Origin of the sequence: Pseudomonas fluorescens, assembly GCF_902497775.2 — a bacterium.
Taxonomy (GTDB): domain Bacteria; phylum Pseudomonadota; class Gammaproteobacteria; order Pseudomonadales; family Pseudomonadaceae; genus Aquipseudomonas; species Aquipseudomonas putida_F.
Genome location: NZ_OZ024668.1, coordinates 566,430 through 586,846, shown reverse-complemented (window position 1 = coordinate 586,846; position 20,417 = coordinate 566,430). Strand labels below are relative to the sequence as shown.

Annotated in this window: 18 protein-coding genes and 1 pseudogene; 11 read left to right on the top strand and 8 right to left on the bottom strand. The window is 62.9% G+C overall.

The annotated features are described in order from the left end of the window. Positions 1–130: 130 nt before the first annotated feature. A pseudogene (locus tag F8N82_RS02850) lies at positions 131–337 on the top strand (heme utilization protein); the annotation flags it as partial. Positions 338–453: 116 nt separating this feature from the next. After that, the gene (locus F8N82_RS02845; RefSeq protein WP_038998988.1) at positions 454–1,065 is read left to right on the top strand and encodes a flavin reductase family protein; all 612 of its coding nucleotides are present in this window, start codon (positions 454–456) and stop codon (positions 1,063–1,065) included. Between the two features lies 1 nt (position 1,066). Here F8N82_RS02845 and F8N82_RS02840 read toward each other — a convergent pair whose 3' ends face one another. Both F8N82_RS02840 and F8N82_RS02835 read right to left on the bottom strand, forming a co-directional pair. Next, positions 1,067–1,297 (bottom strand): hypothetical protein, encoded by a 231-nt coding sequence (locus F8N82_RS02840; RefSeq protein ID WP_038998987.1) that lies wholly within the window; start codon positions 1,295–1,297, stop codon positions 1,067–1,069. A gap of 38 nt (positions 1,298–1,335) precedes the next feature. Continuing rightward, the gene (locus F8N82_RS02835) at positions 1,336–1,644 is read right to left on the bottom strand and encodes an antibiotic biosynthesis monooxygenase family protein (RefSeq protein WP_038998985.1); all 309 of its coding nucleotides are present in this window, start codon (positions 1,642–1,644) and stop codon (positions 1,336–1,338) included. A gap of 201 nt (positions 1,645–1,845) precedes the next feature. On the opposite strand from F8N82_RS02835, the gene F8N82_RS02830 reads away from it, so the two are divergent. Continuing rightward, positions 1,846–2,775: an AraC family transcriptional regulator gene (locus F8N82_RS02830; RefSeq protein ID WP_038998984.1), complete on the top strand. Its 930-nt coding sequence runs from the start codon at positions 1,846–1,848 to the stop codon at positions 2,773–2,775. A 78-nt stretch (positions 2,776–2,853) separates the two neighbouring features. Here F8N82_RS02830 and F8N82_RS02825 read toward each other — a convergent pair whose 3' ends face one another. After that, positions 2,854–4,287, bottom strand: coding sequence for an aldehyde dehydrogenase family protein (locus F8N82_RS02825; protein ID WP_038998982.1), 1,434 nt, complete (start codon positions 4,285–4,287; stop codon positions 2,854–2,856). Further along, positions 4,284–5,921 (bottom strand): 5-guanidino-2-oxopentanoate decarboxylase, encoded by a 1,638-nt coding sequence (locus F8N82_RS02820; protein ID WP_038998981.1) that lies wholly within the window; start codon positions 5,919–5,921, stop codon positions 4,284–4,286. The genes F8N82_RS02825 and F8N82_RS02820 overlap by 4 nt, the downstream gene beginning before the upstream one ends. Positions 5,922–6,034: 113 nt before the next feature. On the opposite strand from F8N82_RS02820, the gene F8N82_RS02815 reads away from it, so the two are divergent. Then, complete coding sequence (locus tag F8N82_RS02815; protein WP_038998980.1) at positions 6,035–6,916, top strand: LysR substrate-binding domain-containing protein; 882 nt, start codon at positions 6,035–6,037, stop codon at positions 6,914–6,916. Here the strand turns inward: F8N82_RS02815 and F8N82_RS02810 are convergent. Further along, positions 6,910–7,524, bottom strand: a complete 615-nt coding sequence (locus F8N82_RS02810; protein ID WP_038998979.1) for an NAD(P)-dependent oxidoreductase — start codon at positions 7,522–7,524, stop codon at positions 6,910–6,912. The two genes, F8N82_RS02815 and F8N82_RS02810, sit on opposite strands and share 7 nt — an antisense overlap. A gap of 30 nt (positions 7,525–7,554) precedes the next feature. Further along, entirely contained in the window at positions 7,555–8,436 is an 882-nt protein-coding gene (locus F8N82_RS02805; RefSeq protein WP_038998978.1) for an MBL fold metallo-hydrolase, read from the bottom strand. 105 nt (positions 8,437–8,541) lie between these two features. On the opposite strand from F8N82_RS02805, the gene F8N82_RS02800 reads away from it, so the two are divergent. Continuing rightward, the gene (locus tag F8N82_RS02800; RefSeq protein ID WP_038998977.1) at positions 8,542–9,450 is read left to right on the top strand and encodes a LysR family transcriptional regulator; all 909 of its coding nucleotides are present in this window, start codon (positions 8,542–8,544) and stop codon (positions 9,448–9,450) included. A gap of 71 nt (positions 9,451–9,521) precedes the next feature. After that, positions 9,522–9,695 carry a hypothetical protein gene (locus F8N82_RS02795; RefSeq protein WP_166675649.1) on the top strand — a complete coding sequence of 58 codons (174 nt, stop codon included), beginning with the start codon at positions 9,522–9,524 and terminating at the stop codon, positions 9,693–9,695. On the opposite strand, the gene F8N82_RS02790 is transcribed toward F8N82_RS02795, so the two are convergent. Continuing rightward, on the bottom strand, positions 9,688–10,566 hold the full coding sequence (locus F8N82_RS02790) for a helix-turn-helix domain-containing protein (protein WP_038998976.1): 879 nt from the start codon (positions 10,564–10,566) through the stop codon (positions 9,688–9,690). The two genes, F8N82_RS02795 and F8N82_RS02790, sit on opposite strands and share 8 nt — an antisense overlap. Positions 10,567–10,734: 168 nt before the next feature. On the opposite strand from F8N82_RS02790, the gene pobA reads away from it, so the two are divergent. Continuing rightward, positions 10,735–11,928, top strand: coding sequence for a 4-hydroxybenzoate 3-monooxygenase (gene pobA, locus F8N82_RS02785; protein ID WP_038998975.1), 1,194 nt, complete (start codon positions 10,735–10,737; stop codon positions 11,926–11,928). A gap of 78 nt (positions 11,929–12,006) precedes the next feature. Further along, entirely contained in the window at positions 12,007–13,464 is a 1,458-nt protein-coding gene (locus F8N82_RS02780; RefSeq protein WP_038998974.1) for an MDR family MFS transporter, read from the top strand. Positions 13,465–13,514: 50 nt separating this feature from the next. On the opposite strand, the gene F8N82_RS02775 is transcribed toward F8N82_RS02780, so the two are convergent. Next, the gene (locus tag F8N82_RS02775; RefSeq protein ID WP_038998973.1) at positions 13,515–14,147 is read right to left on the bottom strand and encodes a TetR family transcriptional regulator; all 633 of its coding nucleotides are present in this window, start codon (positions 14,145–14,147) and stop codon (positions 13,515–13,517) included. Between the two features lie 259 nt (positions 14,148–14,406). Between F8N82_RS02775 and F8N82_RS02770 the strand changes: the two genes are divergently transcribed. Genes F8N82_RS02770 through F8N82_RS02760 form a run of 3 tightly spaced genes read left to right on the top strand, consistent with a single transcriptional unit; the run spans position 14,407 to position 20,165 of the window. Continuing rightward, positions 14,407–15,558, top strand: coding sequence for an efflux RND transporter periplasmic adaptor subunit (locus tag F8N82_RS02770; protein WP_038998972.1), 1,152 nt, complete (start codon positions 14,407–14,409; stop codon positions 15,556–15,558). A 3-nt stretch (positions 15,559–15,561) separates the two neighbouring features. After that, on the top strand, positions 15,562–18,714 hold the full coding sequence (gene ttgB / locus F8N82_RS02765; RefSeq protein WP_038998971.1) for a multidrug efflux RND transporter permease subunit TtgB: 3,153 nt from the start codon (positions 15,562–15,564) through the stop codon (positions 18,712–18,714). After that, complete coding sequence (locus tag F8N82_RS02760; RefSeq protein ID WP_038998970.1) at positions 18,711–20,165, top strand: AdeC/AdeK/OprM family multidrug efflux complex outer membrane factor; 1,455 nt, start codon at positions 18,711–18,713, stop codon at positions 20,163–20,165. The genes ttgB and F8N82_RS02760 overlap by 4 nt, the downstream gene beginning before the upstream one ends. The last annotated feature ends 252 nt before the right edge of the window (positions 20,166–20,417 follow it).

The window sequence follows — 20,417 nt, the reverse complement described above, 5'->3', positions numbered from 1 at the left end:
AGAACTGTCGACATACATATCTACTAATTCGATTTTTATACGCTATTTTTTGCGCTTTTTAATCAATTTAATCGGCGTAGCATTAAACCCATAGCAACAAACAACCCCTCACCACCTCGGAGCAACGACCATGAAAAGCAAACTGATCCTGACCCTGGCCTTCTCGGTACTGGCTGCCAACGCATTCGCCGAAGACGGCTTCGACCGCACCAACGGCCACAACTTCAACGCCGTGCAAAGCCAGTCGGCCACTTATGCAGAAGATGGTTTCGATCGCACCGGCGCTGCCAAATTTGCTGAAGACGGTTTCGATCGCACCCAGGCCCACCGCATCAGCTAAGCCCTGATGTGACGCAGTCAGCCCGGCTTCGGCCGGGCTTAGTCATTTTCAGCAAGGCAAAGCCTTGGCACACTAGAGGCTTACTCACAGGGAAGGCCTTCGGGCCAACGCAGATGTATTACTACGAACCCGCAAAAGGCCACGGCCTGCCCCACGATCCGTTCAATGCCATCGTCGGCCCACGCCCGATTGGCTGGATCTCCTCCCAGGACGCCGAAGGTCGCCTGAACCTTGCGCCTTACAGCTTCTTCAACGCCTTCAATTACATTCCGCCGATTATTGGTTTTTCCAGCGTCGGGCGCAAAGACAGCCTGAACAACATCGAGCAGACCGGCGAATTTGCCTGGAACCTGGCCACCCTGCCCCTGGCCGAAGCGATGAACCAGAGCTGCGCCGCGGTTGCGCCACAGGTCGACGAGTTCGCCTTGAGCGGCCTGACACCAGTAGCGTCGAAGGTGATTGCAGTACCACGGGTGCAAGAAAGCCCGGTGTCATTCGAGTGCAAGGTGACCCAGATTATCCAGCTGCAACGTGCTGATCAGGCGCTGGTGCCAAGCTGGCTGGTGCTGGGTGAAGTAGTGGCGGTGCATATCGCCGAGCATCTGCTCAAGGACGGCATCTACGATACCGCCGCAGGCCAGCCGATCCTGCGTGGCGGCGGCCCGGCGGATTACTTCGAGTTGGGCAATCTGTTCAAGATGGCCCGTCCGCAGGTCAACGGCTGAGTTACCAGACCAGTTCGGCGTCGTCATCGACGCCTTGCAGGCGCTCAAGCTCAAGGCAAGCCGCTTCATCAGCGGCCAGGGCGGTCTTGAAGACCTGCTCTGCCAGGACCGTGTGAAAACGCGGAGCCCCGGAGGCGCCCAGGCCTTTGACGGCGATGGCGGCATGGTAGCCGTCGTCGCCGCGCACGGCTGCCGATACTGCTTCGAACTGCGAAAACTCTTTACGTGCCATGTGTTTCGAATCCACATCAATTGCCGAAAGCCGCCATTCTAACCTGCGCACGGCTCGCCGAAGGTATGCAGGTCGAGGCTGTCGACCACACGCGCCTGGACCAGCTCGCCGAACAGCTCAAGGGCCGGTGAAGCGAAGTAGCCACTCATCGACTGCTGATCGCGCCAGAAACCGCTGAGCAGCCACAGGTCGGCGTCGGCCTGGGAGCGTTGCAGGCTGAATTTCAGGCAGCCGGGGGCCTGGCGCGACGGTTCCAGCAGATCACGCAGGCGCTCGCCCAGTTCTTCTGAACGACCACTGCTGGCGCGGATAAAAGCAAGGTGGGTGACCGATTGTGCCGAGGTCATGAGCGTTTCTCCATGTGCAGCCAGATGAAATTGCCAGGCTGCACAGGTTAGGCCACGCGCCCGCACGGCGGTTAGGCGATTCCTGTCGAGCGCTTGCCTGATCCTGCGCGCCTTGCAGGATCAGGCAAGCGGGCGGCAGCTTTCGACTAGCGCCGTGGCTTGCACAAACCTATCCTGCAGTCGTTCTCTAAGGAATCGCCCATGTCCACTACCGATCCCGACCGCCTGATCCTCGACCCCGCTCTGGAACAACAGCGCCAGGAGCTGGCCGATCTCATCCAGCGCCATGCGCCTCGCCAGTCTGGCGTGGAGTCGGCGGTTGAAGACCTGTTTCTGGTGCGCTACGAAGAAAGCGTGCGCTCGATGCCGGCCCTGGCCGAGCCTGCGCTGTGCATCCTGGCCCATGGCAGCAAGGAGGTGTGCCTGGGTGACGAGCGCTACATGTACGACCCGCTGCATTACATGGTGGTGTCGGTAGCGTTGCCGATCAGCGGCGTGCTGCTGGAGGCCAGCCCGGAAAACCCCAGCCTGGGCGTGCGCCTGAACATCGACCCGGCGCAGATCAACAACCTGCTGGCCGATGCTGGCCCGCTAGGTGTACCGGCTTTGCCGTCAGGCCGTGGGCTGTATGTGGAGCGTACCGACCCGCTGCTGCTCGATGCTCTGCTGCGACTGATCCGCCTGCTCGACTCGCCAAAGGACATCCCGATCCTCGCACCGCTGATCCAGCGCGAGATTCTCTATCGGCTGCTGCGTGGGCCGCAGGGTTATCGGCTGTATGAAATTGCCATGGCCAACAGCCAGACCCATCGGGTGTGCCAGGCCATCGAATGGCTCAACCAGCACTTTCACCGACCCCTGCGCATCGATGACCTGGCGCGGGAGGTCAACCTCAGCACCTCGACCCTGCATCACCGTTTCAAGGCGGTGACGTCCATGAGCCCGTTACAGTACCAGAAGCAGCTGCGCCTGCAGGAAGCGCGACGGCTGATGCTCAATGACGGGCTCGAGGCGGCGGTGGCGGGTTACCGGGTGGGCTATGAAAGCCCGTCGCAGTTCAGCCGCGAGTACAGCCGCTTGTATGGGGCGCCGCCGGTTAGGGATTTGGCTCGGTTGCGCAGTGCCCTTTAGATTGCTATCGCGGGTCAAGCCCGCTCCCACAGGGCATAGCATCGAACCTGTGGGAGCGGGCTTGACCCGCGATGAGGCCTACACCGCCCTGACCACATGTTTGATCTCCTGAAACGCACTCAACCCCCAAGGCCCCAGCTCCCGCCCCAAGCTGCTCTGTTTGTACCCACCCCAGGCCGTCTGCGGGAAAATCACCTGCGGCGCGTTGACCCACACCAGCCCGGCCTGCAAGGCATTGGCGACCCGCTCGGCAGCCGGCAAATCACGGCTGAGCACACTGGCCACCAGGCCGAACTCGGTGTCGTTGGCCAGCGCCAGCGCCTCGGCCTCAGTGGCAAACGAACGCACGCACAGCACCGGGCCAAAGATCTCCTCACGCCACAAGGCACTGTCCAGCGGCACCTCGGTGAACACCGTGGGGCTGACAAAGTAACCGCAAGGCAGTTCTGCCGGCCGTGAACCGCCACAGAGCAAGCGGGCGCCGGATTGCACACCAGCAGCAATGTGCGCCTGTACCCGCTGGTACTGGACCTGATTGACCAACGGCCCCATTTCGCTGTCGCCGCTGAACGGCTCGCCCACGCGGATCGCTTCGGCGCGGGCCTTCAGCGCATCGATAAATGCCGGGTACAGGGCTTGCGCCACCAGCACCCGACTGGTCGCCGAGCACATCTGCCCGGCATTGAAAAAACCACCCAGGCAGGCCAGCTCTACCGCCAGTTCCAGGTCGGCGTCTTCGAGCACCAGCAACGGCGACTTGCCGCCCAGCTCCAGGCTCACACCCTTGACCGTTTCTGCTGCCCGCTGCATGACCTGCACCCCCACCGCATTGCTGCCGGTGAAGGAAATCTTGGCGACACGCCGATCGCCCGCCAACGGCGCGCCCACCGCCAGGCCAGTTCCGCAGACCAGGTTGAACACCCCGTCCGGCAACCCCGCTTCGGCAATGATCGCCACCAGTTCAAGCTCAGCCAGCGGGGTGACTTCCGATGGCTTGAGCACTACGCAGCAGCCCGCCGCCAGGGCCGGCGCGAGCTTCCAGGCAGTAGTGACCATGGGGAAGTTCCACGGCACGATCAAGCCGACCACACCGCACGGCTCACGGCGCACGCGGGCGACAAAATCTTCGCTGGGCAGCGCCACCGGGCGGTCACGCCCAAGGTTGTCTGCCAGCTGCGCGTAATAACGGAAGGTCGCAACGACATCATCGATATCGATGTGGACTTCGCTCAGCGGTTTGCCGTTGTTGCTGGCTTGCAACTGCACCAGGCGCTCGCGGCGCGCTTCAACGCCGTCGGCAATCGCCCGCAAGATCGCCGCACGGGCCGGCCCGCTGGAGAAGGACCATTGAGCAAATGCCGCAGTGGCCGCCAGCGTTGCCCGCTCGACCGCCGCTGCGTCACCACTGGCAACTTCGGCCAGCACCTGTTCATTGCTCGGGTTGATCACCGTCAGTGCCTGAGGGCCATGCTGCCAGACGCCTGCGATGTAAATACCTGGCAGCTTGATCATGCCGGCACCGCCTGCATCCAGGTGGCCTGGTCGATTTCAATCAGGCTCGGGACTTTGCGATCGCAGGCCTGACGCAAGGCTTCGCGCAGTTGAGCGACGTCGCTTACCGACTCGGCGCTGCAGCCAAGGGCCTTGGCCACGCCGATAAAATCAGGGGTATAGATGTCGACGCCGACCGGTTCGATGGCACGGTTGACCATATAGCGCTTGATCTCTTCATAACCCTGGTTGTTCCACAGCAGCACGATCAGAGGCACCTGCGCCTCGCGGGCACTGGCCAGCTCCGGCAGGGTGAACTGCAAGCCGCCATCGCCGATCAGGCACACCACCGGCGCGCGGTCGGCCGCAGCTTCGGCGCTGCCCAGCCAGGCGCCCATGGCCGCCGGCAGCGCGTAACCGAGGGTGCCGTAACCGGTCGAGGCATTGAACCAGCGCCGCGGCTGCTGCATGTCCAGGGTCAGGTTGCCGGTGTATACCGGTTGGGTCGAATCACCGACCAGCACCACGCCGGGCAGGGTTTCGACAAGGGTGTTGAGCATGCGCGTCTGGCTGCGCATCGGCAGGTCGCGGTCGGCCTCCAGCACTGCACGCAAGCGTGCGGCGCGGGCCGTGCCCCAATCGGCGCCGCGCACCGGTGCCGGTTGCTCGGCCAGGGCGACCAGCAAGGCCTGGGTGGCGATGGTCGAGTCGGCGACCAGGGCGACCTTCGGCGGGTAGTTGCGCACAGTCTGGTCGGGGTCGATATCAATGCGCAGCAGCTCACCGGGGAGCTCGAAGCCGCCCTTGAAGGTCACGTCGTAGTCGGTCTCGGCAAGCTCGGTACCGATAGCCAGCACCACATCGGCTTCGGCAACCAGGGCGCGGGTGGCCACCAGCGACTGGGTCGAACCGATCTGCAGCGGGTGGCTGGCCGGCAGTACGCCCTTGGCATTGATGGTCAGCGCTACCGGCGCCTGCAGGTATTCAGCCAGGCGGGTCAGCGCGGCACTGGCGTCGATGGCGCCACCACCTGCGAGGATCAGTGGCCGCCGGGCCGCCGCGAGCATGGCGGCCATTTGCGCGATCGCTGCAGGCGCGGCGCCGGCGCGGGCGATACGCACCGGGGCACAGGCCAGCAGGTGATCGGCGTCTTCGACCAGCACATCCAGCGGAATCTCGATATGCACCGGGCGCGGCCGGGCGCCATCGAACACGGCAAAGGCGCGGGCCAGCACCGACGGCAGGTCATCGGCGCTCATCAGGGTGTGGGAAAACGCCGCCACGCCCGCCACCAGGCTGCTCTGTGCCGGTAGCTCATGCAGCTTGCCGCGCCCGCCACCCAACTGGCTGCGCGACTGCACGCTGGAGATCACCAGCATCGGGATCGAATCGGCATAGGCCTGGCCCATGGCGGTGGTGATGTTGGTCATGCCCGGGCCGGTGATGATGAAGCACACGCCCGGCTTGCCACGGGTACGCGCATAGCCGTCAGCCATGAAACCAGCGCCTTGCTCATGGCGCGGGGTAATGTGGCGGATGCTTGAGCTTGCCAGCCCGCGATAAAGCTCCACGGTATGCACGCCGGGAATTCCAAAGACATGGTCTACGCCATAGCCTTCAAGGAGTTTGACCAATACTTCGCCGCAAGTCGCCATGATCGTGTGCCTGTAATTGTTCGGGAAACAGGCTTTATTGGACCGCCCGACGGCTACCTGCACAATGCAAAAAAGCTCATACTAGCCATGTCTATAGATCATGGCTTAAGCCGATGAAACGCCTGCCTCCACTGCCTGCCCTGCACACTTTTCTGGTCACTGCCCAGTGCTGCAACTTCACCCGCGCCGCGCAACTGCTGCACATCACCCAGGGTGCGGTGAGCCGGCAGATTGCCGGCCTGGAAGAACACCTCGGCTACCCGTTGTTCCTGCGCCAGGCCCGCGGCCTGAGCCTGACCCGCGAAGGCCAGGACTGGCTGCCACGGGTGCAGCAGGTGTTCGCCTTGATCGAGGAGGGGGTGCAGCAAGTCGGCGCGCGCAGCACCACCTTGCAACTCAAGGCACCGACCTGCGTGATGCGCTGGCTGCTGCCGCGCCTGATGGAATGGCAGGCACTGCGCCCGGACGTGCCGGTGGAGCTGACCACTACGGTGCAGCACGGGGTGGATTTTCGTCGGGAAGTGTTCGATGCGGCGGTGGTCTATGGTGCCCGGCCCAACCATGGCCTGCAGCCCCTGAAGCTGTTCGATGAACAATTGACGCCGGTGTGCGCGCCGCAACTGCTAAGCGGCGCCCTGCCCTTGCAGCAGATCGCCGACCTTGATCAGCACATGCTCCTGCACCCGACCCGCGACCAACGCGACTGGAATGCCTGGCTCGAAGCCGCCGGGGCGAACCTGCCCCGGCAAGGCAAGGGCCAGCATTTTGAAACCCTGGACATGGCCATGTCGATGGCGTCCCAGGGTACTGGTGTGGCCATTGGCGACTGGTCGCTGATCGGCGATGACCTCAAGTGCGGACGGCTGGTGACACCGTTTCCGCTCAAGGTCAGCACCGGCCAGGCTTACTACCTGGTGCGACCGCAAGGGTCGGCCTCAGCAGCTTTGCAGGAACTGCTCGCCTGGTTGTGCGAGCAGGCCCATGTCCCTCAATAACCGACAGTGAAGCGCTGACGCGAGTGCGCCGGTTTCTCCACTTCATCGAGCATGGCGATGGCGTAGTCGGCAAAGCTGATCCAGCTCTTGCCGTCGACGCCGATCAACAGGTGATCCTTGCCCAGCTTGTATGCGCCGCTGCGGGCACCTTCGACGAATTCGGCCGAAGGTGAGAGGAAGGTCCAGTCCAGGTCCTTTTCCTGACGCAGGGTGTCGAGGTAATGACCGCCGGCCGTTGCTTCAGCCTTGTAGGCCTCGGGGAAATCCGGGCTGTCGATGACCTTGTGCCCCGACGGCAGCAGCAGGCTGCCGGCCCCGCCCACCACCAGCAGGCGCTTGACCCCGGCGCGCTTGACCGGCTCGATGATGGCCTGCGGTTTGATCGTGGAAAAGTGCGCGGCGCTCAACACTACGTCATGGCCTTGCACTGCCTGTTCCAGGGCGGCGGCGTCGCTGATATCCAGCGCTACGTTTTTTACCCCTTCCCGCACCTGCAGCTTCGAGGTGTCGCGGGCGATGGCGGTAACGCTATGGCCCCGGCGCAGGGCCTCTTCCAGCAACTGGCTGCCAGCACGGCCGGTAGCACCGATGATTGCGATCTTGCTCATGGGAATTCTCCACTCAGGATTGAATGACACTTACCACTTCATCTCGCCCTTGGCGACCTTGGCGCTGAGCTCCAGCGAGCTTTCTTCGCCCAGGTCCGGGTAACGCTTTTTCATCGCCGCGATCAGTTCGGCGGCGTTGCCAGCCTTGGCGGTTTCTTCGTCGAAGGCACGGATATAGTCAGCGGTGAACTGCACCGCCTTGAGTGAGCGGCTGCTCTGGCCCAGGTAGTGACCTGGGATCACGGTGTCGGGCTTGAGCTGCTCGATACGCTTGAGGGTCGACAGCCAGTCCTTGTGCGATTGCGCCGACTGCGTGTCGGCCATCCACACGTGCAGGTTCTCGGCGACCACCACGCCACCGACGACCGCCTTGATCGATGGAATCCACACAAAGCTGCGGTCCGGCTGTGGGCCGTGGAGGCCGACCACTTGCAGGCGCTGGCCTTCGAGCTTGAGCTCATCGCCTTGCAGTACTTGCGGGACGATCAGCTTGGCCGGTTTGTCGGTGCCCATCTGCGGGCCCCAATAGGCCAGCTTGCCGTCCATGGTCTGCTTGATATGGGCGACGGTCGCCGCCGAGGCCACGACCTTGGCCTTGGGATAGGCTGCGGTCAGGGTCTGCAGGGCGAAGTAGTAGTCCGGGTCACCGTGGCTGATATAAATAGTGGTCAGTTGCTTGCCGCTCGCTTGCAGCTTGGCCAGCACCTGCTCGGCCTGGGCCTTGCCGAACTGGGCGTCGACCAGGATGGCGTCGTGCTTGCCGCTGACGATCACCGAACTGACCGGGAACAGGGCATTGGTGCCCGGGTTGTAGACATCCAGGTTCAGCGGCTCGGCGGCCGACGCCTGGGCCATGACTCCAAGGGTGGTTACAGCGAGCAGCAGGCTACGCAGGGAAAACGAACGAGGCATCAAGGCGATTCCTGTGAAGTGGGCGATGAACAACAGCTTAGTTGCACGATCCGTCACAAAAAATGCGATGCTTAGGATTAGTTTGTTTCTGAAAGCGGGCAAATCATGGATCGTCTGACAGCAATGCGGGTCTTCGTCAGCGTGGTCGACCTGGGCAGCCAATCGGCCGCCGCTGACCACCTGGAACTCTCCCGGCCGGTAGTTTCCCGCTATCTGGCTGAGCTTGAGGACTGGGTTGGCGCGCGCCTGATGCAGCGCACCACAAGGCGCCTGAGCCTGACCGCGGCCGGCCAGGAAACCCTGCCGCGTTGCCGGCAGATGCTTGAACTTGCCGGTGACCTACAGGCAGCGGTCAGCACCCCCAACGATGCCCCCCGCGGCGAATTGCGCATCAGTGTCAGCACCTCGTTCGGCCAGGCGCAATTGATGGACGCCGTGGCCGACTACGTCAAACGCTACCCCGGGGTAAAAATCGACCTGCAAATGCTCGACCGCACGGTGAACCTGGTGGATGAGCGCATCGACCTGGCGATCCGCACCAGCAACGACCTGGACCCGAACCTGATCGCCCGGCGCCTGACCGTGTGCCGCTCGGTGATCTGCGCCTCCCCCGCTTACCTGCGCCAGCACCCGGCGCCGCAGCACGTGCAGGAGCTCAGCCAGCACAACTGCCTGACCCACTCCTACTTCGGCCGCAGCCTCTGGCATTTCGAAGTGGATGGCGAGGTGGTATCGGTACCAGTACAAGGCAACATCAGCGCCAACGAAGCCATGACCCTGCAACGGGCGGCGCTGGCCGGTGCCGGCGTGGCAATGCTGCCGACCTATCAGGCCGCCGGCGCCCTGCGCAGTGGCGAGCTGATTCGCCTGCTGCCCCAGGCCAAGCCGCGGGAGCTGAACCTCAATGCCGTGTACACCTCGCGCAAGCACATGCCGGCGACCCTGCGCAGCATGCTCGACTTTCTCGCCGAGCGTTTTACCGCCGAGCCCGTTTGGGACCGGGACCTGCTCTAGCCGGGCACACTCGGCCAAGCTGACCTATGCTTTGGATAGCACCTGTACGTGGTTTGCAGGAGGTGAGCAACATGGGCGTCAAATCCAGAAAGTGCGCCGTTATCTGTGCCATGGCCGCTGTGGTCGGGCTGTATGCCGCCGCAGCCTACCGGGTCGAGCAGATTCGCAACCAACCCTACTCCGCCGCCAGCTGCAGCCTGGCTCACTGCGTGCCGCACACGGCGACGCTGAGTGCACTCAAGTAGGTTGCCGCGCATCCTGCTGACGGAAGTCGCTGGGGGCCTTGCTGGTCAGGCGGCGGAAGAACCGCGAGAAATACGCAGGATCTGCGAAACCCAGGCTGTCAGCCAATTGCTTGATGCTCAGGCTGGTGTAGATCAGCTCGCGCTTGGCTTCAAGTAGCAGGCGTTGATGGATGATCTGCAACGCCGACTGCCCGGCAAGCTCGCGGCAGATACTGTTTAAGTGCGCCACTGAAATCCCCACCTCATGAGCCAACGCCTCGACACTCGGCTGCCGGCGAAACTGCTGCTCCACCAGCGTGTTGAAGCGGTCCAGATATTCCCGCCCACGCGCCACCACCAGGCCCTGACCATGGCGCTGCAAGCATTGGCGGCTGATCCACACCACCAGCAGGTTGATCAATGAGCGCAGTTGCAAATCGCGACCAGGCTGGGCCTGTTGGTACTCTTGCTGCAAGGCGCTGAACAGGCTGTACAGGTAGCCCCGATCGTCGCCCGCCAAGTAGGTGCCCGCCTGGGCCAGGGCCGGCGGCGCACCGGCCAGTTGCGTGTGCAGCAGGTTCACCAGCGGCGCCGCCAGGGTCACCACGTAACCATCGACATCGCTGGAAAAGCGAAAGCCGTGCACACACAAGGCCGGCACCACCTGGATCGCCGCCTGCTCCAGGCGCCGCACCTGGCCTTCGACTTCGATCTCGGCCTGTCCGTCATAAAGGAACAGCAACTGGCATAGATCGGCATGCCGATGAGGTTCGATTTCCCAGTCATGCAAACGGCTGCGCGCCGGGATCGACTCGCTGTGCAGCAGGTCCGGCGTCGGCCACTGCAACTGCTCGCCGTACAGCTTGAACACCGGGATCGACGCCTTGCTCATTGATCAACTGGCTCCAGGGCAATGCCCGATAATCGCACCGATTAGTGAAAAGTCCTGCTTCCTGCCGTTTTTATCCCTTCTTCACTCGCATTCCCAAGCGAAAAATACAAGCACAACAATCATAAGCTGCTTTCAGCCCTGAGCTGAAGCTTGCCTGGGATAACAACAATGAAGACTCAAGTCGCAATTATCGGCGCCGGCCCTGCTGGCCTGCTGCTCGGCCAGTTGCTGCACAAGGCCGGGATCGCCAATGTCATCGTCGAGCGTCAGAGCGCCGACTACGTGCTCGGGCGCATCCGTGCCGGGGTACTGGAACAAGGCATGGTCGAGCTGCTGCGCGAAGCCGGCGTCGGCGCGCGCATGGATGCCGAGGGCCTGCCCCACAGCGGTTTTGAACTGGCCTTCGACGGGCGCCGCGAACACATCGACCTCAAGGGCCTGACCGGCGGCAAAGGGGTCATGATCTACGGCCAGACCGAAGTCACCCGCGACCTGATGCATGCGCGCCAAGCCTGCGGCGCCGTCACTGTCTATCAAGCCGACAACGTCCGTCCCCATGATCTGAAGTCCGAGCAGCCTTACCTGACCTTTGAAAAGAACGGCGAAGTACAGCGCCTGGACTGCGACTACATTGCTGGCTGCGACGGTTACCACGGCATCGCCCGGCAATCGATTCCCGCCCAGGCGCTGAAAATTTTCGAACGGGTGTACCCTTTCGGCTGGCTCGGTGTACTGGCCGATACCCCGCCGGTGAGCGACGAGCTGGTGTATGCCCGGCATGAGCGCGGCTTCGCCCTGTGCAGCATGCGCTCGCCGACCCGCACCCGCTACTACGTGCAGGTGGGCGCTGAAGAGCAAGTCGAGGACTGGTCCGACGAGCGTTTCTGGGCCGAGCTCAAATCACGTCTGCCGGCAGAGCTGGCCGAACGCCTGGTGACCGGTCCGTCGATCGAGAAAAGCATCGCGCCGCTGCGCAGTTTCGTGGTCGAACCGATGCAGTACGGCAAGCTGTTCCTGCTCGGCGACGCCGCGCACATCGTCCCGCCCACCGGCGCCAAGGGCCTGAACCTTGCCGCCAGCGATGTCAGCACCTTGTACAACATCCTGCGCAAGGTCTATGGCGAAGGCCGCACCGACCTGCTGGAGCGCTACTCGCAGATCTGCCTGCGGCGGATCTGGAAGGCCGAGCGCTTCTCCTGGTGGATGACCTCGATCCTGCACCGTTTTCCTGACAGTGATGCCTTCAGCCAGCGCATTCAGCAAACCGAGCTTGAGTACTACGTCAGCTCACAAGCAGGCCGTACTACATTGGCAGAAAACTATGTCGGCCTGCCCTACGAGCCTATCGAGGAAGACGCTTAGCAAGCTATCGAGTAGACTGGTCGGCACCTGCTCCCGCAGCTCACCGGCTGCGGGCTTCATCTGCCTCAGAGCTGGCCCGTGACTCAACTGAACACTCCGCAACCGGTGCTGCGCAGCGTGCTCGTCGCGCTGATGCTGGCGATCTTTCTCGGCGCCCTGGACCAGACCATCGTCGCCGTGTCGATGCCGGCTATTTCGGCGCAATTCAACGATGTCGGCCTGCTGGCCTGGGTGATTTCCGGCTACATGGTGGCCATGACCGTGGCCGTGCCAATCTACGGCAAGCTCGGTGATCTGTATGGCCGGCGGCGGATGATCCTCACCGGCACCGCCCTGTTTACCCTGGCCTCGATTTTCTGCGCACTGGCGCAGAACATGGAGCAACTGGTGCTGGCGCGGGTGCTGCAGGGTATTGGCGCCGGCGGCATGGTCTCGGTCAGCCAGGCGATCATTGGCGACTTCGTGCCACCGCGCGAGCGCGGGCGCTACCAGGGCTACTTCAGCAGCATGTATGCCCTGGCCAGTGTTGCCGGGCCGGTGCTGGGCGGGGTGCTCACCGAGTACCTGTCATGGCGCTGGGTATTCTGGCTCAACCTGCCGCTGGGCCTGACCGCCTGGTGGGTGACCCGCCGCGCCTTGCGCAGCCTGCAGGTGCCAACGCACACGGCGCAGGTCGATTACCTCGGCGCCGCATTGCTGACTCTTGGCCTGGGCAGCCTGCTGCTGGGCATCACCCTGATTGGCCAGGGCCAGCCCTGGGATTCTGCGCAGGTTGCCAGCCTGCTCGGTTGTGCAGTGACCGGCCTGCTGCTGTTCGTACTGCACGAGCAACGCACCGCCGAACCGCTGCTGCCACTGAAGCTGTTCGCCAATCGCACCGCCGTCCTGTGCTGGTGCACGATCTTCTTTACCAGTTTCCAGGCCATCTCGCTGACCATGCTGATGCCGTTGCGCTATCAGAGCATCACCGGAGCCGGCGCCGACAGCGCGGCCCTGCACCTGCTGCCGCTGGCCATCGGCCTGCCGATCGGTGCTTATTGCGGCGGGCGCCTGACCACGCACACCGGGCGCTACAAGCCGCAGATTCTTGGCGGTGCCTTGCTGATGCCGTTTGCCATCGTCGGCATGGCCTTCAGCCCACCGCAGGCGGTCTGGTTCAGTGGTGTGTTCATGTTATTGACCGGGATTGCCTCGGGCCTGCAGTTCCCCACCTCGCTGGTGGCGACCCAGAGTGCAGTGGAGCCGCGGGATATCGGCGTGGCCACCAGCACCACCAACCTGTTCCGCTCACTGGGCGGGGCCATGGGTGTGGCCATCATGTCCACGCTGTTGCTGGCGATGCTTGCCCAGGGCGGCTTGAGCCTGGCTGGTGATGCCCTGCTGGGTAGCCTGCAGGCCGGCGAACCGACAGCGGCGGTGCAGGCCGAGTTGCTGTTGAGCTTTCGCAACCTGCTGCTCGGCAGTGCTACGGTTTCGCTGCTGGGGCTGACGGCGGCGCTGGCATTGCCTGACAGACAATTGCGCGGCCGCCAGTAAGACGTTTATAACTGTCGTGGAAACAAATGATCACAAAGCTTCACAAAGTGTCATTTGCGCAAGGCGGGGCTCAAGCGCAGCATATCCAGCCCGGTATCGATCCACAGCTCGGCCTGGTCCAGCAGGTCAAAGCTGTCGGGCAGCAGTAGCCAGCGGCGAATCAGCCCGTCTATGTAGGCATAGATGGCCAGCGCCGCGCGTTCCGGGTCCACGTCGGCGGGCAATTGCCCGCGCTTGACTGCATTGCCCAGCGACAACGCGATGTGGGCATGACATTCGATCGTCGAGGCCTGCCGTTGCTGGCGGATCTCGCACATATCATCGGTGAACTCGCATTTGTGATGCAGAATTTCATTGATTCGCCGGGTCTTCGGATCGAGCACCATCTGGTGCATCAACCGCACCAGCAGCTTGCGCATGCAGCCGAGCGGGTCGACTTCGTCCTCGCTTTCACTGGCCCGGGCCAGAGCGTCCAGCGGCTCGTGCAAGCTGTCGAGCATGGCCTCCACCAGTTCGGCCTTGTCGTTGAAGTGCCAGTAGATCGCGCCGCGGGTCACCCCCGCTTCCTTGGCGATATCGGCCAGGGTGGTACGCGCTACCCCGCGCTTGTAGAAGGCCTTTTCCGCGGCTTCGAGAATCTGGGCGCGGGTTTCCTGGGCTTCTTCTTTGGTTCGACGGACCATGGCAGTACAACCTCATCAGGCCCGGGCACGCACGCCGGGTGCCTGGGAGTCGGGCCGGGTCAGCCTCTGCAGACTGTTACCGGCTGTATTAATTTGGGAGCTCGCATCGGCTGAACACGTCGCCTGCGAGGTATTTACAAACAACCATGAATGTAAGTATATTCCTTAGCAAGCTATTTATCCACTCGACTGCATTTTTTATAGCGCACCCTTTCCATTATTCTTGAGCGTCTTCAGCTCTTGCGACCCGAGGATCTTCATGCAATTCAAGCCAGCTGTTACCGCTCTGGTTTCCGCCGTCGCCCTGGCAACACTGCTCAGCGGCTGTAAAAAGGAAGAGGCGGCGCCTGCGGCGCAAGCTCCTCAGGTCGGCGTCGTAACCCTGCAAACCCAGGCCTATACCCTGACGTCCGATCTCCCTGGCCGTACCACCGCGTACCGCATTGCCGAGGTTCGACCACAGGTCAACGGCATCATTCTCAAGCGCCTGTTCAAGGAAGGCACCGAGGTCAAGGAAGGCCAGCAGCTGTACCAGATCGACCCGTCGGTGTACGAGGCGACCCTGGCCAGCGCCCAGGCCAACCTGCAATCGACCCGCTCGCTGGCTGAGCGTTACAAGCAACTGGTCAGTGAACAGGCTGTCAGCCGTCAGGAATACGACGACGCCAATGCCAAACGTCTGCAGGCTGAAGCCTCGCTGCGCAGCGCCCAGATCGACCTGCGCTACACCAAGGTCCTGGCCCCGCTGAGTGGCCGTGTTGGCCGTTCTTCGGTCACCGAAGGCGCGCTGGTCAACAACGGCCAGGCCGACGCCATGGCCGTGATCCAGCAGCTCGACCCGATCTACGTCGACGTCACCCAGTCCTCGGCCGAGCTGCTCAAGCTGCGCCGTGAGCTGGAAAGCGGCCAACTGCAGAAGGTCGGCGACAACGCCGCCAAGGTCACCCTGACCCTGGAAGACGGCAGCACCTATGGCAAGGAAGGTCGCCTGGAGTTCTCCGAAGTCTCGGTCGACCAGACCACCGGTTCCGTGACCCTGCGTGCGGTGTTCCCCAACCCTGAACACAACCTGCTGCCAGGCATGTTCGTCCACGCGCGCCTGGCCGCCGGGGTCAACAGCGCCGCCATCCTCGCGCCGCAGCAAGGCGTGACCCGCGACCTCAAGGGCCAGCCGACCGCATTGATCGTCAACAAGGACAACAAGGTTGAACTGCGCCAGCTCAAGGCCAGCCGTACCGTGGGTAGCGATTGGCTGATCCAGGAAGGCCTGAACCCGGGCGACCGCCTGATTACCGAAGGCCTGCAGTTCGTCAAACCGGGCGTCGAGGTCAAGGTCAGCGAAGCCACCAACGTCAAGCCTGCCCAGCCAACCCAGGCCAATGCATCGACTGCAGGGGCCAAAGGGGAGTAAACCATGTCGAGATTCTTTATCGATCGCCCGATCTTTGCCTGGGTGATCGCCTTGGTGATCATGTTGGTCGGCGCCTTGTCGATCCTCAAGTTGCCAATCAACCAGTACCCGAGCATCGCTCCGCCGGCCATCGCCATTGCCGTGACCTACCCGGGCGCTTCGGCGCAGACCGTGCAGGACACTGTGGTACAGGTGATCGAGCAGCAGCTCAACGGTATCGACAACCTGCGTTATGTGTCGTCGGAAAGTAACTCCGACGGCAGCATGACCATTACCGCGACCTTCGAACAGGGTACCAACCCCGATACCGCGCAGGTCCAGGTGCAGAACAAGCTGAACCTGGCCACCCCGCTGCTGCCGCAAGAAGTGCAGCAACAGGGTATCCGCGTGACCAAGGCGGTGAAGAACTTCCTGCTGGTGATCGGCCTGGTGTCCGAAGACGGCAGCATGTCCAAGGACGACTTGGCCAACTACATCGTCTCCAACATGCAGGACCCGATCTCGCGCACCGCCGGTGTCGGTGACTTCCAGGTGTTCGGTGCCCAGTACGCCATGCGTATCTGGCTCGACCCGGCCAAGCTGAACAAGTATCAGCTGACCCCGGTCGACGTGCGTACCGCCGTGGCCGCGCAGAACGTTCAGGTGTCCTCCGGCCAGCTTGGCGGCCTGCCTGCCCTGCCGGGTACCCAGCTCAACGCCACCATTATCGGCAAGACCCGCCTGCAGACGGCCGAGCAGTTCGAGAAGATCCTGCTCAAGGTCAACCGTGACGGCTCCCAGGTGCGCCTGGGCGATGTCGCCAAGGTCGGCCTGGGTGGTGAGAACTACGCGATCAGCGCCCAGTTCAACGGCAAGCCGGCGTCCGGCCTTGCGGTAAAGCTGGCCACCGGCGCCAACGCCCTGGATACCGCCAAGGCCCTGCGCCAGACCATCACCGACCTGGAACCGTTCTTCCCGGAAGGCATGAAGGCGGTGTTCCCGTATGACACCACCCCGGTTGTGACCGAATCGATCAGCGGGGTAATCCATACCCTGATCGAAGCGATCGTGCTGGTGTTCCTGGTGATGTACCTGTTCCTGCAGAACTTCCGCGCCACCATCATCACCACCATGACCGTACCGGTGGTATTGCTGGGTACTTTCGGCATCCTTGCCGCGGCGGACTTCAGCATCAACACCCTGACGATGTTCGGCATGGTGCTGGCCATCGGCTTGCTGGTGGACGATGCCATTGTCGTGGTGGAGAACGTCGAACGGGTCATGTCCGAAGAGGGGCTATCCCCCAAGGAAGCGACCAAGAAGTCCATGGGCCAGATCCAGGGCGCCCTGGTCGGTATCGCCCTGGTGCTGTCGGCGGTACTGCTGCCGATGGCCTTCTTCGGCGGCTCCACCGGTGTGATCTACAAGCAGTTCTCCATCACCATCGTCTCGGCCATGGCCCTGTCGGTACTGGTAGCACTGATCTTCACCCCGGCGCTGTGCGCGACCATGCTCAAGCCGATTGCCAAGGGCGAACACCACGTTGCCAAGCGCGGCTTCTTCGGCTGGTTCAACCGCAACTTCGACCGCAGCGTGCGTAGCTACGAGCGCGGCGTCGGCAACATGCTGCGGCACAAGGCCCCGTACCTGCTGGCCTACCTGCTGATCGTGGTCGGCATGATCTGGCTGTTCACCCGCATTCCGACGGCGTTCCTGCCCGAAGAAGACCAGGGTGTACTGTTTGCCCAGGTGCAGACCCCGGCCGGTTCCAGCGCCGAGCGCACCCAGGTGGTGATCGACGAGATGCGCAGCTACCTGCTCGACAAGGAAGCCGATACCGTTGCCTCGGTGTTCACCGTCAACGGCTTCAACTTCGCCGGTCGTGGCCAGAGCTCGGGTATGGCCTTCATCATGCTCAAGCCGTGGGGCGAGCGTTCTGCCGAGAACAACGTGTTCAACCTGGCCAACCGTGCCCAGCAGCACTTCTTCAGCTTCCGCGATGCGATGGTGTTTGCCTTCGCTCCGCCTGCGGTACTGGAGCTGGGTAACGCCACTGGTTTCGACGTGTTCCTGCAGGACCGTGCCGGTGTCGGTCACGAAAAACTGATGGAAGCGCGTAACCAGTTCCTCGGTATGGCCGCGCAAAGCAAGATCCTTTCGGCAGTGCGTCCGAACGGCCTGAACGATGAACCGCAGTACCAGCTGACCGTCGACGACGAACGCGCCAGTGCCTTGGGCGTGACCATCGCCGACATCAACAACACCCTGTCGATTGCCCTGGGTGCCAGCTACGTCAACGACTTCATCGACCGCGGCCGGGTCAAGAAGGTCTACATCCAGGGTGAAGCCGGTGCCCGGATGAGCCCTGAAGACCTGCAGAAGTGGTACGTGCGCAACGCCGCTGGCGAGATGGTGCCGTTCTCCTCCTTCGCCAAGGGCGAGTGGATCTACGGTGCACCGAAGCTGTCGCGTTACAACGGTGTAGAAGCCATGGAAATCCTCGGTGCGCCAGCGCCTGGCTACAGTACCGGTGAAGCCATGCTCGAGGTCGAACGCCTGGCCGCGCAACTGCCGGCGGGTATCGGTTACTCCTGGACGGGCCTGTCGTACGAGGAGCGGTTGTCCGGCTCCCAGGCGCCGGCGCTGTACGCCCTGTCGCTGCTGATGGTGTTCCTGTGTCTGGCGGCGTTGTATGAAAGCTGGTCGATCCCGATCGCGGTCATGCTCGTGGTACCGCTGGGGATCATCGGTGCGTTGCTGGCCACCAGCCTGCGCGGGCTGTCCAACGACGTGTACTTCCAGGTGGGCCTGTTGACCACCATCGGCCTGGCGGCGAAGAACGCGATCCTGATCGTCGAATTCGCCAAGGAACTGCATGAGCAGGGCCGCAGCCTGATCGATGCGGCCATCGAAGCCTGTCGGATGCGTCTGCGGCCGATCATCATGACCTCGCTGGCGTTCATCCTCGGCGTGGTACCGTTGGCCATCTCCAGTGGTGCAGGCTCGGGTAGCCAGCACGCTATCGGTACCGGGGTAATCGGCGGGATGCTGACCGCCACCATCCTGGCAATCTTCTGGGTGCCATTGTTCTTCGTAAGTGTGTCGTCGCTGTTCGGTAGCAAAAAGCCCGAAGAAGACGCCACCCCTGAAACTCCACGCTATGAGGCCGGGCAATGAGTAAGTCCCTGTTGTCCCTGGCAGTAACCGCTTTCATTCTTGGCGGCTGCTCGCTGATCCCTGACTACCAGACCCCGGAATCGCCGGTGGCCGCGCAGTGGCCGCAAGGCCCTGCCTACTCGCCGACCGAGTCGGCCGAGGTGGCCGCCGCCGAACAGGGCTGGCGTCAGTTCTTCCATGACCCGGCACTGCAGCAGTTGATCCAGACTTCGCTGGTCAACAACCGCGACCTCAAGGTCGCGGCGCTGAACATCGATGCCTACCGTGCGCAGTACCGCATCCAGCGCGCCGATCTGTTCCCGGCGGTCTCGGCCAATGGCAGCGGTAGCCGTCAGCGGATGCCGGCGAACATGTCGCAAACCAACGAATCGAGCATCACCAGCCAGTACTCGGCGACCCTCGGGGTCAGCGCCTACGAGCTCGACCTGTTCGGCCGGGTGCGCAGCCTGACCGAGCAACAGCTGGAGATCTACCTGTCCAGCGAAGAAGCCCGGCGCTCGACGCAGATCAGCCTGGTGGCCAGTGTGGCCAACGCCTACTTCACCTGGCAGGCCGATCAGGCCCTGCTCAAGCTGACCGAAGACACCCTCAAGACCTACGAGGAAAGCTACCAGCTGACCGCACGTAGCAATGAAGTGGGTGTGGCCTCGGCCCTGGACCTGAGCCAGGCGCGGACTTCGGTCGAAGGCGCACGGGTCAAGCTGGCGCAGTTCCAGCGCCAGGTTGCCCAGGACCTCAACAGCCTGACCGTGCTGCTCGGCACCGGCGTACCGGCCAACCTGCCGACCGCGCAGAAGCTCGACAGCGACCTACTGGCCGAAGTGCCGGCGGGCCTGCCGTCCGACCTGCTGCAACGCCGGCCGGACATCCAGGAAGCCGAACACCTGCTCAAGGCCGCCAATGCCAACATTGGCGCCGCCCGTGCAGCGTTCTTCCCGAGCATCAGCCTGACGGCCAACGCCGGGACCCTGAGCCCGGACATGGGCGGCCTGTTCAAGGGTGGTTCGGGTACCTGGCTGTTCCAGCCGCAGATCAACCTGCCGATCTTCAACGCCGGCGCCCTGCGCGCCAGCCTCGATTACTCGAAGATCCAGAAGGACATCAACGTCGCGAAATACGAGAAAACCATCCAGACCGCCTTCCAGGAAGTCTCCGATGGCCTCGCCGCGCGCCAGACCTTCAACCAGCAGTTGCAGGCGCAGCGTGACCTGGTTGCCGCCAACCAGGACTACTACCGCCTGGCCGAGCGTCGCTACCGCATCGGTATCGACAGCAACCTGACCTTCCTCGACGCCCAGCGTCAGCTGTTCAACACCCAGCAGTCGTTGATCAGCGATCGCCTGTCGCAGCTGGTCAGCGAGGTCAACCTGTACAAGGCCCTCGGTGGCGGCTGGTACGAGCAGACCGGTCGGGCCCAGCAGCAAGCAGCCGCTGATACGCCGAAAGGCTGAGTCTTTGCGCTGTAAAAGAGCCCACCCTTGCCGGTGGGCTTTTTTTTGGTTCTTCACGGGTTGCCGGGGGCTATGATCCTTGGGTTGGGATGTTGAGGTTTCTAGCTTATCCATTCACTGTGGCGCTGCTGCCGGCAGCAGCGCCACAGTGAATGGATAAGCTCGCGCCCCCAACCCAGGATTCCGTGAAGAACCTTTTTTTTGCCCCAAGACCAGGAATTAACCAACCAGTTACCGTTCGATTATCGCCCA